General features: G+C 41.0%; 16 protein-coding genes. 12 read left to right on the forward strand and 4 right to left on the reverse strand.

Features of this window, described 5'->3' with window-relative positions; translation table 11 throughout:
* Nucleotides 1-407: 407 nt before the first annotated feature.
* From IJ535_RS04745 to pepT, 12 genes are all read left to right on the forward strand, one after another.
* Entirely contained in the window at nucleotides 408-1,511 is a 1,104-nt protein-coding gene (locus IJ535_RS04745; protein ID WP_294299479.1) for a coiled-coil domain-containing protein, read from the forward strand.
* Complete coding sequence (locus IJ535_RS04750) at nucleotides 1,508-2,224, forward strand: hypothetical protein (protein WP_294299483.1); 717 nt, start codon at nucleotides 1,508-1,510, stop codon at nucleotides 2,222-2,224. Before IJ535_RS04745 ends, IJ535_RS04750 begins: the two co-directional genes overlap by 4 nt.
* A gap of 13 nt (nucleotides 2,225-2,237) precedes the next feature.
* Complete coding sequence (locus IJ535_RS04755; RefSeq protein ID WP_294299485.1) at nucleotides 2,238-3,110, forward strand: methionyl aminopeptidase; 873 nt, start codon at nucleotides 2,238-2,240, stop codon at nucleotides 3,108-3,110.
* A gap of 13 nt (nucleotides 3,111-3,123) precedes the next feature.
* Nucleotides 3,124-3,828, forward strand: a complete 705-nt coding sequence (locus tag IJ535_RS04760; RefSeq protein ID WP_294299488.1) for a pseudouridine synthase — start codon at nucleotides 3,124-3,126, stop codon at nucleotides 3,826-3,828.
* Between the two features lie 126 nt (nucleotides 3,829-3,954).
* Nucleotides 3,955-5,142, forward strand: coding sequence for an ABC transporter substrate-binding protein (locus IJ535_RS04765; protein WP_294299489.1), 1,188 nt, complete (start codon nucleotides 3,955-3,957; stop codon nucleotides 5,140-5,142).
* A gap of 204 nt (nucleotides 5,143-5,346) precedes the next feature.
* The gene (locus IJ535_RS04770) at nucleotides 5,347-6,228 is read left to right on the forward strand and encodes a branched-chain amino acid ABC transporter permease (protein ID WP_294299491.1); all 882 of its coding nucleotides are present in this window, start codon (nucleotides 5,347-5,349) and stop codon (nucleotides 6,226-6,228) included.
* A 9-nt stretch (nucleotides 6,229-6,237) separates the two neighbouring features.
* A complete protein-coding gene (locus IJ535_RS04775; RefSeq protein WP_294299492.1) occupies nucleotides 6,238-7,311 on the forward strand; it encodes a branched-chain amino acid ABC transporter permease in 1,074 nt (357 codons plus the stop codon).
* The gene (locus tag IJ535_RS04780) at nucleotides 7,311-8,069 is read left to right on the forward strand and encodes an ABC transporter ATP-binding protein (protein ID WP_294291608.1); all 759 of its coding nucleotides are present in this window, start codon (nucleotides 7,311-7,313) and stop codon (nucleotides 8,067-8,069) included. Before IJ535_RS04775 ends, IJ535_RS04780 begins: the two co-directional genes overlap by 1 nt.
* Nucleotides 8,070-8,073: 4 nt before the next feature.
* Nucleotides 8,074-8,778 carry an ABC transporter ATP-binding protein gene (locus IJ535_RS04785; RefSeq protein WP_294299494.1) on the forward strand — a complete coding sequence of 235 codons (705 nt, stop codon included), beginning with the start codon at nucleotides 8,074-8,076 and terminating at the stop codon, nucleotides 8,776-8,778.
* Between the two features lie 105 nt (nucleotides 8,779-8,883).
* Nucleotides 8,884-9,504 carry a cytidylate kinase-like family protein gene (locus tag IJ535_RS04790; RefSeq protein ID WP_294299495.1) on the forward strand — a complete coding sequence of 207 codons (621 nt, stop codon included), beginning with the start codon at nucleotides 8,884-8,886 and terminating at the stop codon, nucleotides 9,502-9,504.
* A gap of 147 nt (nucleotides 9,505-9,651) precedes the next feature.
* A complete protein-coding gene (locus tag IJ535_RS04795) occupies nucleotides 9,652-10,698 on the forward strand; it encodes a P-loop NTPase fold protein (RefSeq protein WP_294299497.1) in 1,047 nt (348 codons plus the stop codon).
* A gap of 52 nt (nucleotides 10,699-10,750) precedes the next feature.
* Complete coding sequence (gene pepT / locus IJ535_RS04800; RefSeq protein ID WP_294299500.1) at nucleotides 10,751-12,022, forward strand: peptidase T; 1,272 nt, start codon at nucleotides 10,751-10,753, stop codon at nucleotides 12,020-12,022.
* A gap of 131 nt (nucleotides 12,023-12,153) precedes the next feature.
* Here the strand turns inward: pepT and panD are convergent, their stop codons facing one another.
* From panD to IJ535_RS04820, 4 genes are read right to left on the reverse strand one after another with little or no spacing between them, the layout of a single operon-like run.
* The gene (gene panD, locus IJ535_RS04805) at nucleotides 12,154-12,543 is read right to left on the reverse strand and encodes an aspartate 1-decarboxylase (protein ID WP_294299503.1); all 390 of its coding nucleotides are present in this window, start codon (nucleotides 12,541-12,543) and stop codon (nucleotides 12,154-12,156) included.
* Nucleotides 12,544-12,569: 26 nt separating this feature from the next.
* The gene (panC, locus tag IJ535_RS04810; protein WP_294299508.1) at nucleotides 12,570-13,415 is read right to left on the reverse strand and encodes a pantoate--beta-alanine ligase; all 846 of its coding nucleotides are present in this window, start codon (nucleotides 13,413-13,415) and stop codon (nucleotides 12,570-12,572) included.
* 9 nt (nucleotides 13,416-13,424) lie between these two features.
* A complete protein-coding gene (gene panB, locus IJ535_RS04815; protein ID WP_294299510.1) occupies nucleotides 13,425-14,309 on the reverse strand; it encodes a 3-methyl-2-oxobutanoate hydroxymethyltransferase in 885 nt (294 codons plus the stop codon).
* An 18-nt stretch (nucleotides 14,310-14,327) separates the two neighbouring features.
* Nucleotides 14,328-15,170: a Rossmann-like and DUF2520 domain-containing protein gene (locus IJ535_RS04820; RefSeq protein ID WP_294299511.1), complete on the reverse strand. Its 843-nt coding sequence runs from the start codon at nucleotides 15,168-15,170 to the stop codon at nucleotides 14,328-14,330.
* Nucleotides 15,171-15,564 lie beyond the last annotated feature (394 nt).

Consider the following 15,564-nt stretch of genomic DNA (forward strand, 5'->3'; position numbering starts at 1 on the left):
TAATATGAATGCAATTAATACTAATATTGCCGCCACTGCTATTATGAAACCCACCAAGTGTCTGTGAGATACATACAGTGCCTTCGAATAGTCAAAGCCGTGAAAGGACACGTGACGTATGCTCGTTTGTGGCATTAAGAAAATCAGCAATTCTTCTCCAATGATGCAATTAGCTAGGGGCACTGTCTAATGCCTAAGGCGGCCACAGGCAGATGTAGCGGGGCTAGTCTGGGGTGCAAAGAGCAGGGCGGTTTGCTGCTAAATCCCCATAACTTAATTACGTGTATGTCGGTGAATAGTTTGTTTTATTATTGAAAACGTGGCGGATAAACGGTATCATAATGTTGTGAGATTATGAGAATTTGCACTAGATGTAGGGCTAGGCCCTTAGGTTGGAGATAGTGTTTATGAGATATAAGAAGGTTATACGGACAGCGGTGTGTGTAGCTGTCGCAGTTTGTATGTTGGCGTCGGATTCTACAGTTTCTAATGCGGTGCGTTCTATTTCGGAGATAGAGGCGGAACAGGATTCACTGCAGGATGAAATCGATACGTTGGATGCTGATTTATATAGTTTGGTAAGCCAGATTACAGAGATTGAGAATGCAATCGCTGAGACGGAGGCAGAGATAGTAGATACGGAGGCTTCTTTGGAGGAGGCTAAGGCTGCTAGGGATTCCCAGTATCAGTCTATGAAGCTACGTATTAAGTATATGTATGAGAAGGAGAACCCTAGCATATTTGAGATGCTTGTTTCATCGGGTTCTATTAGTCAGTTTCTGAATAGGTTGGAGTACGCTAATAGCGTATATGAATATGATAGAGAAAAGCTTAATCAGTTTGAGGCTACCCAGGCGGAAATTGAAGAGCTTGCAGCAGCCTTAGAGGAAGAGAAGGCTGGTCTTGAATCATCTAAGAAGGAACTTGCATCTCAGGAGGCTTCACTGGAGGCCATGATTGATGAGAAGCGTGGCGAGATGGATGATTTGGATGCTGAGCTGAAAGAGGCTAAGGAGATTGCGGCTAGGGAGGCAGCTCTTAGGGCTGCAAGAGCAGCAGCAGCGGCGGCAGCAAATGGTAATAGCTCTGGTGGGGCTAATACATCAGCAAGCTCTAGTTACAATGTTAATGGCGATTTGAACCCAGGATATTCAACTGGCGTTAGTGGTTCAAGCGTTGTATCATATGCTAATCAATATGTGGGCAACAGATATGTGTGGGGAGGTAATTCCCTTACAGAAGGCTGTGATTGCTCAGGATTTGTACAGCAGGTTTTGGCTAATTTTGGAATCAATTATGGTGCAAGAATGACTTCGGGCGGATTTAGGAGTGTCGGTCAAGAGGTTAGCTATAATTACATGCAACCCGGTGATATAGTTTGCTACCCTGGACATGTAGCAATCTATGCAGGTGGTGGTACTATTGTGGAGGCACAGAGTACAGCTACCGGTATTACTAATTATCGCTCAGTCAATTGCCATTCAATTATTACAATACGAAGGGTGCTATGAGAATACAAAAGCTTCTAAAACCGATGGTGTTACTGATTTGCGTAGGGGTTATGCTCTACGCATTTCTTACCATGGGAAACGGTAGGGGTCCTCTTGATTATTGGGAACATTTGGATGATACCGCCTTTACCATCGATGATGAGGAAGTTACCTTTGAGGATTTGGCCTTTTACATTCTCTTTGAGGAGAGAAAGGTGGAGGAACAGGCCAGAATCTATAATAAGGACTATACCAAGGATTATTGGAATATCCATACCGATGATAAGTTTATTCAGACAGAGGCCAAGGATGCAGTTTTAAATATGGCAGTGCATGATTATCTGTTTTATCAGATGGCTGTGGATGAGGGCATGGATAAGCTTAACGGAGTTGAGCAGATAGAGCTTGAAGGCTCCGTTAGTGATTTTTGGGAAGATATGCTGGACGTTCAGTGGGAGCATTTGCCATGTGATGAAGAAACTATCAACAATCAGATTCGCATTGCTGCTGTGGCTGAAAAATATGGCAATTATCTTGCCAAGGAGAATAATACCAGCAAGGCCGCCTATAGGTATGATGGTTATTATTACAGTCAGATTCTTGAAAATCATAAGCTAAAGGTGAATAATAAGCTGTGGAAAAAGCTGGTGTTAGGAGATATTACTCTGGCACACGGGCGGATTAATTATATAAATGGATTGACTGATGAGGACAAGAAAAAGAGCAAAGAATAGAAAGGCAATACAAATGGTTAAGTTAAACAGAAATGACCCATGCTGGTGTGGCAGTGGTCGAAAATACAAGCAGTGTCACGAGGCATTCGATAGAAAAATCGAAAGCTTTGCAGTAAAGGGACATAAGGTTCCTACACACAACATGATTAAAACACCTGAGCAGGTGGAGAAGATTAAGAAATCGGCAGTTATTAATATGGCATGTCTTGATGCGGTTGCAGAGGCAATCTGCGAGGGAATGCCAACATCAGAAATCGATAGAATCGTATACGAGACAACTACAAAAATGGGCGGAATCCCTGCACCACTTAATTACGAGGGCTTCCCATATAGCGTGTGTACATCGGTAAATGACCAGGTGTGCCACGGATATCCATCTGATGATGTTATCCTCAAGAGCGGTGATATTGTAAATGTTGATTGCTCTACTATCTTGGATGGATATTTCTCTGATTCGTCACGTATGTTTATGATTGGTGATGTTGCTCCAGAGACTAAGAAGCTAGTAGAGGTTACAAAGGAGTGCTGCGACCTTGGCCTTGAGCAGGTTAAGCCTTGGGGCTTCCTTGGAGATGTAGGTGCTGCTATCTGCAAGCATGCTCACGCTAATGGCTACCAGGTTGTACGTGAAATCGGTGGACATGGTGTGGGGCTTGAATTCCACGAGGAGCCATGGGTTGGTTATAATACACTCCCTGGTACAGAGCTGTTACTTGTTCCTGGATTTATGTTTACAATCGAGCCTATGATTAACATGGGTACACAGAAGATTAAGACAGACCCTAACAATGGCTGGGAGGTTTCAACACTTGATGGTAAACCTTCTGCTCAGTGGGAGTATCAGGTACTTGTTACAGAGACAGGCTACGAAGTAATTTCTTATTAAGGTGAATTGAATAATGATTAGATTAGACAAGCTTTTGGTAGAATTAAATATCGGAACCAGGTCTGAAGTTAAGGCTCTTCTTAAGAAGGGCCTTATTTTTGTAGACGGGCAAAAGGCGTTAAAGCCTGAAGCAAAGGTGGATGAAAACACTGTAGTGATTACATATCAGGGGAAGGAATATACATACAAGAAGTTTTCTTACTATGTTATGAACAAGCCTAAGGGAGTTATCACCGCCACAGAGGATGCTAAGGATAGGACAGTTATGGATGTGTTTTATAGCAAATGTCCAGATGCACCTAGGGGCTTGGCACCTGTAGGCAGGCTTGATAAGGATACTACAGGGCTTCTGCTTATCACTAACGATGGGCAGTTGGCTCACGATATGTTGTCCCCTAAAAAGCATGTGGATAAAACATATTTTGTAACCCTTGATGATGAATTAACATCAGATGATGTAGCTAAATTAGAAGAAGGTGTACACATCGGTGAGGGGGATTTAACAGCACCTGCCACTGTAGAATATTCTGGTGGAAATACCTGCTATATCACTATTCATGAAGGAAAATTCCACCAGGTTAAGCGAATGTTTTTTGCTGTAGGACGTGAGGTAATAGAGCTTAAACGTACAGCTTTTGGACCTCTAAAGCTGGACGAAGAAAAATTAAAAGAAGGAGAAATTTGCGAATTAGAACACTTTAACTCATTAAAGTATTGACTCTTGAATTAATAAGTTTTATTATAATCTTCAAAAGAGGGGTTTTAGCCTTTAAAGTATTAAAGCGTGAAAGTGAAATTTGCCATTTGGGGAGAGCAGTTTCATGAAGAATAGGAGGGATTGAAGATGAAGAAAAAGATTCTAAGCATGGGTCTTTGCGCGGCACTTACTGCATCATTATTTGCAGGCTGCGGAGCAAACGGCGGTGCAGCTACATCAACAGAGACAGTTGATACATCGGGAGAGCTTACATGGAGACTTGGAGGTATTGGGCCAATTACAGGGGGTGCAGCTCAGTACGGTCAGGGAGTTATGAACGCTATACAGATTGCGGTAGACGAGGTTAATGAGGCAGGCGGAATTAATGGCTATAAGGTTTCATTTAATTTCCAGGATGACGAGACAGATCCTCAGAAGGCAGTTAATGCTTACAATACTCTTAAGGATTGGGGCATGCAGATATTAGAAGGTACAGTAACATCAGGTGCATGTGCAGCGGTTTCAGCAGAAACATACAACGACAGAATTTTCCAGCTTACACCATCTGCATCATCAACAAGTGTTACTGAAGGACACGACAACACATTCCAGATTTGTTTCTCAGACCCTAACCAGGGTACAGTTTCAGCAGATTATATCGCTGAAAACTCACTTGGAACAAAGATTGGTATTATCTATGATAGTTCTGATCCATATTCATCAGGTGTTTATCAGAACTTTGCTAAAGAGGCAGCAAATGTAGGTCTTGAAATCGTAGCAACTGAAGCTTTCACAGCAGACAACAAGACAGATTTCTCAACACAGCTTCAGAAATGTAAGGATGCAGGAGCAGATTTGTTATTCCTTCCATTCTACTATCAGGAAGGCTCAGTAGTTCTTAAGCAGGCACACGATATGTCTTATGCACCAATCATGTTTGGTGTAGACGGATTTGATGGACTTCTTGGTGTTAAGGACTTCGATGTTAGCCTTGCAGAGGGTGTATATCTTCTTACACCATTCGCAGCAGATGCTACTGATGATGCTACAAAGAACTTCGTAACTAAGTATGAAGAGCAGTTCGGCGGCACACCTAACCAGTTTGCAGCAGATGCTTACGATGGAGTTTACATCTTAAAGGAAGCACTTGAGTCTGCAGGACTTACACCAGAGGCTTCTAACGAGGAAATCTGCGAAGCTCTTATTGGAGCAATCCAGAATGTAAACTACAATGGACTTACAGGTGAGGGCATGACATGGAACGAAAAAGGTGAAGTATCTAAGAGTCCTAAGGCTGTCATCATCGAAAATGGCGGATATGTATCTGTAGAATAATGGAGTCCGGCTGTTACGCCTACAAGCAATAAATCACTACGCTCAGCGGGATGCTTCGCTTAAGTAATTTTTTGCTTGTAGACTACAGCCTCATCTATAATCTACAGCCTCATCTAAGGACTATAAGATATATAATACGGGGGAACATCAATGGCGATGCGGGGAGACCCGCATCGACTTTAATTTTTGAAAGAGAGATTAGGTATGGGATTTTTAACCTATTTGATAAATGGACTTAGCCTGGGAAGCGTGTATGCGCTGATCGCCCTTGGCTACACAATGGTATACGGCATTGCAAAGATGCTAAATTTCGCCCACGGTGATGTAATCATGCTGGGAGCTTATTTAGTGTTTATGTGTATGTCAAATGCAGGACTTCCTGCTGTAGTTTCTATTGTTATTGCAATTGTTTGCTGTACTGCAATCGGAATAATTATAGAAAAGATAGCATACAAGCCACTTAGAAGGGCAACCAATCTTGCGGTACTTATCACTGCAATTGGTGTCAGCTATTTCTTACAGAATATGGCTCTTTTAATCTTTGGTTCAAATCCTGTATCCTTCACATCAGTTGTAAAATGGTCAGGATTATCACTGGCAGGTGGCCAGCTAAAAATCACAGGTAGCGCTATAGTTACAATCATCACATGTCTTATTATCATGTTTGCGCTCATGTGGTTTGTTAAAAATACTAAGCCAGGTCAGGCAATGCGCGCTGTATCAGAGGATAAGGACGCAGCAATCCTTATGGGAATCAATGTAAATGCAACTATATCCCTTACTTTTGCAATCGGCTCTGGACTTGCAGCAATAGCTGGGGCACTTTTGTGTAGTGCATATCCAACACTGAATCCATACACTGGATCAATGCCTGGTATCAAGGCATTTACCGCTGCTGTATTTGGTGGAATCGGCTCTATTCCAGGGGCGCTTATCGGTGGATTGTTGCTTGGGGTTATCGAGATTTTGGCAAAGGCTTACATCTCAAGCCAGCTTGCTGATGCTATCGTATTTGCGGTACTTATTATCGTGCTGTTAGTGAAGCCAACAGGTATTCTTGGCAAGCAGATTAAAGAGAAAGTGTAGGTGATATAAATGAAGAAATTAAACGGATCTACCAGAAAATTAATATCATCTATTGCTATCATTGTAGTGCTTTATTTGGTAATGAACGGCATGCAGGCAACAGGCAATCTTAGCTCACTTATGAGCGGTCTTTTGGTTCCTGTTTGTGCTTATTCACTTGTTGCAATCGGACTTAATCTTTGCGTTGGATATCTTGGGGAATTATCACTGGGCCATGCAGGATTTATGTGCGTAGGTGCTTTTACCTCAGCATTCTTTTCTAAGATGTATCAGGATGTAATCCCGGATGTTCCAAGATTTATTTTGGCGCTTATCATCGGTACATTCTTTGCAGCGCTGTTTGGATTTTTGATTGCCATTCCAGTACTTCGACTTAGCGGAGATTATCTTGCAATCGTAACACTTGCCTTTGGCGAGATTATCAAGAATGTTATAAATGTACTTTACGTGGGAAAGGATGCAGCAGGGCTTCATTTTTCACTTAAGGACATGATGGATTTAGGGCTGGATTTAGATGGAGTTGTTCTTATTAATGGTGCACAGGGAATCACAGGCACACCACGTCAGTCTACATTTACAATTGCAGTGATTCTGCTTATTGTAGCACTGATTATTACCCACAACTTTGTAAATTCCAGAACAGGTAGAGCAGTAAAGGCTATCCGTGATAATCAGATTGCAGCAGAGACTGTAGGTCTTCCTATTACAAAATACAAGCTTACCGCATTTACCATATCTGCAGCCATAGCAGGAGTTGGTGGTGTTTTATATGCTCACAATATCAATTCCCTTACAGCCACAACCAACAACTTTGGCTACAACATGTCTATCATGATTCTTGTATATGTAGTGCTTGGTGGAATTGGAAACTTCTCTGGCTCTGTTATTGCAACAGTAGTACTTACCATGCTTCCAGAGATGTTAAGAGGACTTTCAACATATCGTATGTTGATTTACTCAATCGTGCTGATTGCATTGATGTTATTTAACTGGGCTCCAGGAATTCTCAAATTAAGAGAAGAGCACGGGCTTACAACAAAGCAGCTGTTTGGCAGATTTAAAAAGAAAAAGGAGGTGCAGTAATGGCATTACTAGAGGTTACTAATCTTGGCATTTCCTTTGGAGGTCTTAGGGCTGTAGATGAGTTTAATCTTACAATCGAAAAGGGTGAGCTTTACGGCTTAATCGGTCCTAACGGTGCAGGAAAAACTACAGTATTTAATATGCTTACAGGCATTTACAAGCCTACAGATGGCAAGATTTTCTTAGATGGAAATAACATCACAGGAAAGCACACAGCTGATATCAACAAAGCTGGTGTTGCAAGGACTTTCCAAAATATCAGATTGTTTGGAGATCAATCGGTACTTGATAATGTAAAAATCGGTCTACACAATCATTTTGAATATGGAACATTTACAGGAGTATTCCGTCTTCCAAAGTATTTTTCTATAGAGAAGGAAATGGATAAAAAAGCTCTTGAGATATTGTCAGTGTTTGGGCTTGATAAGGAGGCAGATGTACTGGCATCTAATCTTCCCTATGGTAAGCAGCGCCAGCTTGAAATAGCAAGAGCTTTGGCTACTAACCCTAAGCTGTTGTTGCTTGATGAACCGGCAGCTGGCATGAATCCTAACGAAACAAAGGATTTGATGGACACTATCGCACTTATTCGTAAGGAATTTGGGGTAACCATCCTGCTTATCGAACATGATATGAAGCTTGTCTCAGGAATCTGTGAAAAGCTTACTGTACTAAACTTTGGGCGCGTCCTCGCCTCTGGCGAAACCACCGCCGTCCTAAACAACCCAGAGGTAATAAAGGCGTATTTGGGAGAATAAATATATGTTAAAAGTAGAAAACTTAGTAGTAAATTACGGCATCATTCAGGCCCTTAAGGGCATCTCCTTTGAAGTAAATGAAGGGGAAGTCATCGCCCTAATAGGTGCCAACGGCGCCGGCAAAACCACAACCTTACAAACAATCTCGGGAATGCTTTCACCTACAAGTGGCAAGGTGCTTTTAGAGGGCACGGACATTACCAAGATTCCAGGTCATAAAATCGTTTCAATGGGCCTTGCTCATGTGCCAGAGGGCAGACGAGTTTTTGGTGGCTTGACAGTGCTTGAAAACTTGAAAATGGGAGCATATACTAGAAGTAGTAAGACAGAGATAGCCGAAAGCTTCGAGAGAATCTACGGAAGCTTTCCAAGATTAAAGGAGCGTCAAAACCAGCTGGCAGGTACTCTTTCAGGTGGTGAGCAGCAGATGCTTGCAATGGGTCGTGCTCTTATGAGCAAGCCTCGCATCGTGCTGATGGACGAGCCATCTATGGGATTGTCACCAATCTATGTAGATGAAATCTTCAACATCATCGAAGAGATTTCTAAGGCTGGCACAACTGTCCTTCTAGTGGAGCAAAACGCCAAGAAGGCTCTCGCCATCGCCGATCGCGCCTACGTCTTAGAGACTGGCAACATCGTCCTCTCTGGCGACGCCGATGCCTTAATGAATGACGACTCTATCAAGAAGGCTTATTTAGGCGAATAAAAGGCTTCCCCCTTAAGTAGGGGGAAGCTGTCAGCGAAGCTGACTGATGAGGGTGGAAAGTAAGTCTATCTATCAGTCGATTAAGCCAAATTACAGGGGGTAATTATGGAAGAAAAGAAGTTAGTTATTAGTATTGCTAGAAGTTATGGTTCAGGTGGTCTTACACTTGCTAAGAAGCTTGGAAAAGAGCTGGATTTGCCAGTATACGATAGGGAAATTCTTAGAATGGCCTCAGACCAAAGTGGTATCAGCGAGGAGATGTTTGGCCAGGTGGATGAGCATGTCCGCAAGATTTTCCTGAAGGCTAAGGGCAAATATAAGGGCAAGCCACTGACTCCAGAGGATTCAGCATTTACATCAGATGATAACCTGTTTGAATTGCAGGCAGATGTAATCAGGCAGATTGCAGATACTCAAAGCTGCATCATTGTTGGACGATGCGCAGATTTCATTTTAAGGGATAAGTCAAATGTGTTTTCACTTTTCTTCTACGCTTCTGAAGAGGATTGCTTGATACGTCTTCGCAAGCAGGTTAGTGGCACTGATGAAGAGCTTATCAAGCGCATGCACGACATCGACAAACACCGCGCCGAGTACTACAAATACTACACCGGCCGTGACTGGAACGACGCCCGCAACTACGACTTCTGCCTGGACACAGGTGTTATGGAATATGATAAGCTAATCGAAGTTGTGAAATCCTACATCGAAATTAAGAATAAATAAACTAATGATTAAGGCCAACGAGCATCAATGTGTTTGTTGGTCTTTTTTTGATTATTAACTTGAAATTTTAATTATATTTATTAAAATGGATTTATAGATAATAATAGAAGATTATATATATTTATATATGAAAGGCGAGGATTATATATGATAAAAAGAAGTCCTTACAGTATAAGTTTTGGAAGAATTCCAAATCAATATATTAGCAGAAGCCTGATGATAGAAGATATAATAGATATATTAAATGCAGACCCCGTGGAGGAACAGGCCTTTAAGATTACTGGAATTAGGGGAACAGGAAAGACAGTTACACTGACTGCCATAGAAAAAGAACTAAGAGAAGATGATCAGTGGATTATAGTTGATGTTAAATCTAATTCAGAAATATCAAAAGAACTTGTTGCGAGCCTTTATGGCGAAGTACCTTTTTTAACATCATTTATTGACACTAATCTGAACTTATCTGCATTTGGAATAGGAATTAATATAGATAAAAAGAGCCCTGTAACAAGCATGGATGTTATTTTGAAAAAGATTCTTGGCGAGGTTCAGAAAAGGAATAAAAAAGTTCTTGTTGTTATAGATGAAGCAAGGAAAACTGATGAGCTCGTTGATTTTATACAGGAATTTCAGATTCTTATCAGAAATGAACTGCCAATATATTTGATTGCAGCTGGTTTATATGATGATATAGAAAGTTTGGAAAATGCTGATGGACTCACATTTTTCCTTAGAGCTGCCAAATATGAAATGAAACCTCTCAATCTCGTCATCATAGAAGACGATTATGAGAAAACCCTTGGGGTGCCAGAAGATATGGCTAAGCAATTAGCTGAAATGACAAAAGGTTATGCATTTGCCTACCAGGCATTTGGAAAATACATGTGGGAGACCGGAAATAAGCAGATTTCAAAAACTGTGTTGGCTCTTGTAGATGAAGCATTGGCTGAAAAGGTATATGACAAAATCTGGAGTGAATTAAGAGAAAAAGAAAAATGGTATTTGAGTTTTATAGTAAAAAAGGATACCATTTCGGCAACTGAATTGTTAGAACTAACAAAGACAAGTCATAATGAATGGAGCGAACCTAGAAAAAGACTTATAGAAAAGGGAATCTTGGATGGCTCTGAAAGAGGAGTAGTTAAGGTAAAGTTACCTCGATTCAAGGAATATGTAGAGTCTAGATTAGTCTAGGTTTTTGTTTTTCATCAGAAAAACAAGAACCTATAAATTCGGAGAGTATTAAATGGGAAATATTAATGTTTATGAAAAAGTAAAAGAACGACTGATAAGATATGCAAAGATTGATACTCAATCTCAGCCTTATAGCGGTCATTGGCCAACTACGGAAAAACAAAAGGATCTAGCAATCGTTCTGAAAAAAGAAATGATAGATATAGGTGTTTCAGATGTGTATATGGATGAAACAAACTATGTAGTATATGGCCGAATTCCTTCTAATATTAATGATGAAAATGCTAAAGCTGTAGGTTTTGTGGCACACATGGATACCGCACCAGATGCAAGTGGAACCGATGTAAAACCATGGGTATTAGAGAATTATGATGGCAAAGACATAGTTCTTAATGAAAAAGAGCATATTGTAATGAAAGCAGCGGATTATACAAATCTTGAAAATTACATTGGACAGGATTTGATACTTACCGATGGAACAACTTTATTAGGTGGAGACGATAAAGCATCCATCGCAGCTATCATGACAATGGCGGAATATCTTTGTAATAATAGTGATGTAAGACATGGTGAAATAGCCTTAGCATTCACTCCTGATGAAGAGGTAGGAGGATTGGCAAAGGATTTAGATTTAAACCGATTTGGAGCAAAATGTGCTTACACATTAGATGGCGACCATTTAGGATGGTATGAAAATGAAACATTCTATGCTTCAGAAGCAGTTTTTGAATTCACAGGCAGAAGTGTTCATACAGGAACAGCGAAAGACATAATGATTAATGCTGTAGATATTGCAGCTGAATTTATCGACATGCTACCTAAAAAAGAAAGGCCGCAAAATACTGATGGAAGAGAAGGCTTCTATCATGTAATCTCATGTAATGGTGATTGCGAATATTCTAAAGTTAGACTTATTATACGTGACTTCGATTTTGAGATCTTCAAAAAACGAGAATCGTTTTTAAAAGAATGTGCTGAAAAAATAGGAAGCGGTTATGGACATGATAGAGTTAAACTTACAATCAACCATCAATACAGTAATATGAAAGAAATTCTTAAAGATGTACCATATATGACGGCAATACTGGAAGATGCCATTAAAAAAGCAGGAATTAGACCAGTATGTGAACCTTTTAGGGGCGGCACAGATGGAGCAGCTCTTTCTTTCAGAGGATTGCCATGCCCTAATTTATCAGCAGGATATGAAAATGCCCATGGAAGATTTGAATATGTTCCAATTCAATCTATGGTAAAAAATGTTGAAATATTACTTAACATTGTAAATGCCTATGCCAATCCTTACTTTAACAGTATTTGCAAGTAATGGCGAAGTGGAAAGATACAATGTCTTTCATGTAGCTATGATTTTGAGACACGATAAAGATGGAAAGAAGAATGCAAAATGAAAAGCCCCTATGTGTATGTGATAGGGGCTTGATTTATACAATGAAGTCTTTACATATCCTCTAGCCTACCATGCTTTTCATAGCATGTTACGCGGCTGATTCCATTTTTGTCATCTACAAATACTACATTAGGCTTGTGGTCTGCAGCTTCCTTGGAATCTATGCTGCAATAGCACATGATGATAACGTGGTCGTTGACCTGCACGCAGCGGGCTGCGGCACCGTTAAGGCAAATCATTCCGCTACCACGCTCACCAGCGATAGTGTAAGTCTCGAAGCGGTTTCCATTTTCAACATCAACAATCTGTACCTGCTCGTACTCTAAAATGCCAGCAGCATCTAATAAATCCTCATCAATTGTTATGCTTCCAACATAGTCTAAAGCAGCCTGAGTAACGGTTGCTCTGTGAATCTTTCCTTTAAGCATTGTTAAAATCATAATATCCTCATTTCTAATACACTAGCTTATTCAACAATAAAATTATCAATCAATCTAACCTTTTCATCCATGTAAACAGCTACGGCTGTAAGGATAGGGCCATCGATTGTATCCACCTTCTGAAGCTCGTTCCAGTCTACGATTTCAACATAATCAACACGGCAGATAGGCTCTGACTCGATGATAGATCTAACAGTATCCTTTACCTTGTTAGCATCCTTCTCACCAGAGCGAACCATTTCCTCACCCTTGGTAAGAGCCTGATGGATAATAAGAGCTTTCTTGCGCTCATCATCGTTTAAGTATGTGTTACGTGAGCTCTTTGCAAGGCCGTCCTCCTCGCGGATGATAGGGCAACCAACGATTTCAATGTTGAAATTAAGGTCGCGAACCATACGCTTTACGATGGCAAGCTGCTGAGCATCCTTTTCACCAAAGTAAGCCTTATCAGCCTCTGTGATGTTGAAAAGCTTGCTAACAACAGTGCAAACACCGTTGAAGTGGATAGGACGGCTCTTGCCGCAAAGCTCTGTGGATAAAGTATCCACACCAACGTAAGAATGGAAACCATCAAGATACATCTCCTCTGGTTCAGGATGAAAAATCAAATCCGCGCCAAGACCTTCGCAAAGCTTGCAATCTGCCTCGAAATCTCTAGGGTAGGTGGCAAGATCTTCCTTAGGTCCAAACTGGATTGGATTTACAAAATCTGAAACGATAACTTTGTCGCACTCCCTGCGAGCACGCTCAATAAGGCTTGCGTGCCCTTCATGTAAATATCCCATGGTTGGAACAAGGCCGATTGTAAGACCAGCCTTTTTCCATTCCCTAACGTTGGCTTTTACTTCATCAATTTTTGTTGCTCTAATCATAATATCTCCTTATGCTAAAACCTTGTTTGAATCAATGGTTACTGTAAATTCTTTTGTATTAATCTGCTTTTCAACTTCGGCAATTACCTCTGAATCGATTGCAAAATTGTGCTCTGCAGCAGGGAAAGCCTGTGACTTAACCTCAGCATCATAAGTCTTAAATGCGTTTTTCATTTCCTCGCCAATGTTTGCAAAATGTTTTACAAACTTAGGCTTAAATCCTGAGAACATTCCAAGCATATCCTGGTAAACAAGCACCTGACCATCGCAGCCATTTCCTGCACCGATGCCAATCGTTGGAATGGTAAGCTCCTTAGAAATAAGAGTTGCAAGCTCCTCAGGAACGCACTCAAGTGTAACCATAAATGCGCCGGCAGCTTCAACAGCCTTTGCATCCTCTACAATCTGAAGAGCGCGCAGGGTGTTCTTGCCCTGAACCTTGAATCCACCAAATGCATTAATAGACTGAGGTGTAAGACCGATGTGTGCAACAACAGGAATATCAGCCTTTGTGATAGCCTTAATCTGCTCAACTACTGTGGCGCCACCTTCTAGCTTAACTGCCTGAGCATGACCTTCCTTGATAAGACGGCCGGCATTTCTAACTGCATCTTCCACGCTTGTCTGATAAGACATAAAAGGCATATCTGCTACAAGGAATGTATCCTTAAGTCCGCGAGATACAGAAGCGCAGTGATGGATGATGTCATCAACTGTTACAGGAAGTGTGTCGCTGTAGCCCATCATTGTCATGCCAAGTGAATCGCCGATGAGGATAGCGTTGATGCCAGCCTCCTCCATAAGGCATGCTGTTGTGTAATCGTAGCATGTAAGCATGCTGATTTTTTCGCCCTTAGCCTTCATAGCCTGAAGGGTAGTTACTGTGTTTTTCATAAATTATTCGTCCTCCAATTACGAGTTTAGTAATTGCTCCAAAGCTTTATAGTTTGCGTAAGGATGCTTATCCTTTGCAATCTCACAGGTCTTTTTTGAAAGAACCCTGTAGATTTCCCTATCAATTCCTTCAAAGGTGTCTAGATGCTTTTTAACAGTTCCAACATCATTTCGTTCAATTGGACCTGTCAACGCCGCCTTAGTTCCTACAGACAGTACCTTGTTCACGTTGCCTAATAAAAGTGGTGCGATGGCATCAGCCAACTGTTCCTCTGAAAATCCGCATATACGAAGTTCATCCTCCGCAGCTTGAACAAGGGCTACAACTAGGTTTGAACAAAGTACAGCTGCACCGTGATATCTGGTTTTTACATCTGCGCTTATGCGAGCAGATTGCAAATTGCTTGCATGTAACAATTCTTCGATACCACTTATGTGATTTGCATTTCCTTCGATTGTAAATAAAGCCTTTGGAAGCTCCTGGTATGAAGTGTATCTATCTGATACCGCCAGTAATGGATGGACCGAGAAACCGTACGCGCCAGTTTCTTCTATATCCCTAAAGATTTCTGAAGATAAAGAACCGCTGCAATGACATATCATTTTTCCAGCAATTGACATGTGTTTAAGCTGCTCCCAGACAGCAGTAATAGCGTCGTCAGGAACTGTGATAAACACTGTATCACTATCTTGAATTAAGTCTTCTAAATTTTGAAAATATGTTGAGTTGGTAAATTCAGCTGCAGATTCCGCAGATGATGAAGTTAGGCTATAAAAGCCCGTGAGATTATGCTGGGTCTCGGCAAAAAGCTTTCCTAAGGAACAGCCCACCTTTCCAGCGCCTATAAATCCAACCTTCATTGGCAACACCTCCTTTATGGGGGTGATACAGTCTCGTTCAAAATGATACGAGCATGCCGTGCGGGTTCTACTATTTTAAAACTTAGAAATTAAAGGGTATAGTTTCTTTCGAATACCATCCGCTGCTCAATATACCATTTGTGTGGAGTAATGTAAATATATATGGTGTTTAAAAATTTTTGTATACAGAATTATACAATTATGAAACTGCTATAGAGAGTTTCCTTAGTAGAAATGGGGACTTTACAACTAGCAGAGGATGTTACTGGCTTTTTCAGTGGTAAAATATCCGGCGATTACCACTAGCAATAAGGAAAATGCATATTTGTAGTGGTAAATCAGAAAGTGATTACCACTATAAATTGATGCTAGATATAATACTAGTGGTAAAGAT

This window comes from Pseudobutyrivibrio sp. (assembly GCF_017471675.1).
In the GTDB taxonomy this organism is placed as follows: Bacteria; Bacillota; Clostridia; order Lachnospirales; family Lachnospiraceae; genus Pseudobutyrivibrio.

Bases quoted from the DNA above. Each gene is read 5' to 3' on its own strand.
- IJ535_RS04745 (WP_294299479.1), top strand. From the start codon at position 408: ATGAGATATAAGAAGGTTATACGGACAGCGGTGTGTGTAGCTGTCGCA.
- IJ535_RS04750 (WP_294299483.1), top strand. From the start codon at position 1,508: ATGAGAATACAAAAGCTTCTAAAACCGATGGTGTTACTGATTTGCGTA.
- IJ535_RS04755 (WP_294299485.1), top strand. From the start codon at position 2,238: ATGGTTAAGTTAAACAGAAATGACCCATGCTGGTGTGGCAGTGGTCGA.
- IJ535_RS04760 (WP_294299488.1), top strand. From the start codon at position 3,124: ATGATTAGATTAGACAAGCTTTTGGTAGAATTAAATATCGGAACCAGG.
- IJ535_RS04765 (WP_294299489.1), top strand. From the start codon at position 3,955: ATGAAGAAAAAGATTCTAAGCATGGGTCTTTGCGCGGCACTTACTGCA.
- IJ535_RS04770 (WP_294299491.1), top strand. From the start codon at position 5,347: ATGGGATTTTTAACCTATTTGATAAATGGACTTAGCCTGGGAAGCGTG.
- IJ535_RS04775 (WP_294299492.1), top strand. From the start codon at position 6,238: ATGAAGAAATTAAACGGATCTACCAGAAAATTAATATCATCTATTGCT.
- IJ535_RS04780 (WP_294291608.1), top strand. From the start codon at position 7,311: ATGGCATTACTAGAGGTTACTAATCTTGGCATTTCCTTTGGAGGTCTT.
- IJ535_RS04785 (WP_294299494.1), top strand. From the start codon at position 8,074: ATGTTAAAAGTAGAAAACTTAGTAGTAAATTACGGCATCATTCAGGCC.
- IJ535_RS04790 (WP_294299495.1), top strand. From the start codon at position 8,884: ATGGAAGAAAAGAAGTTAGTTATTAGTATTGCTAGAAGTTATGGTTCA.
- IJ535_RS04795 (WP_294299497.1), top strand. From the start codon at position 9,652: ATGATAAAAAGAAGTCCTTACAGTATAAGTTTTGGAAGAATTCCAAAT.
- pepT (WP_294299500.1), top strand. From the start codon at position 10,751: ATGGGAAATATTAATGTTTATGAAAAAGTAAAAGAACGACTGATAAGA.
- panD (WP_294299503.1), bottom strand. From the start codon at position 12,543: ATGATTTTAACAATGCTTAAAGGAAAGATTCACAGAGCAACCGTTACT.
- panC (WP_294299508.1), bottom strand. From the start codon at position 13,415: ATGATTAGAGCAACAAAAATTGATGAAGTAAAAGCCAACGTTAGGGAA.
- panB (WP_294299510.1), bottom strand. From the start codon at position 14,309: ATGAAAAACACAGTAACTACCCTTCAGGCTATGAAGGCTAAGGGCGAA.
- IJ535_RS04820 (WP_294299511.1), bottom strand. From the start codon at position 15,170: ATGAAGGTTGGATTTATAGGCGCTGGAAAGGTGGGCTGTTCCTTAGGA.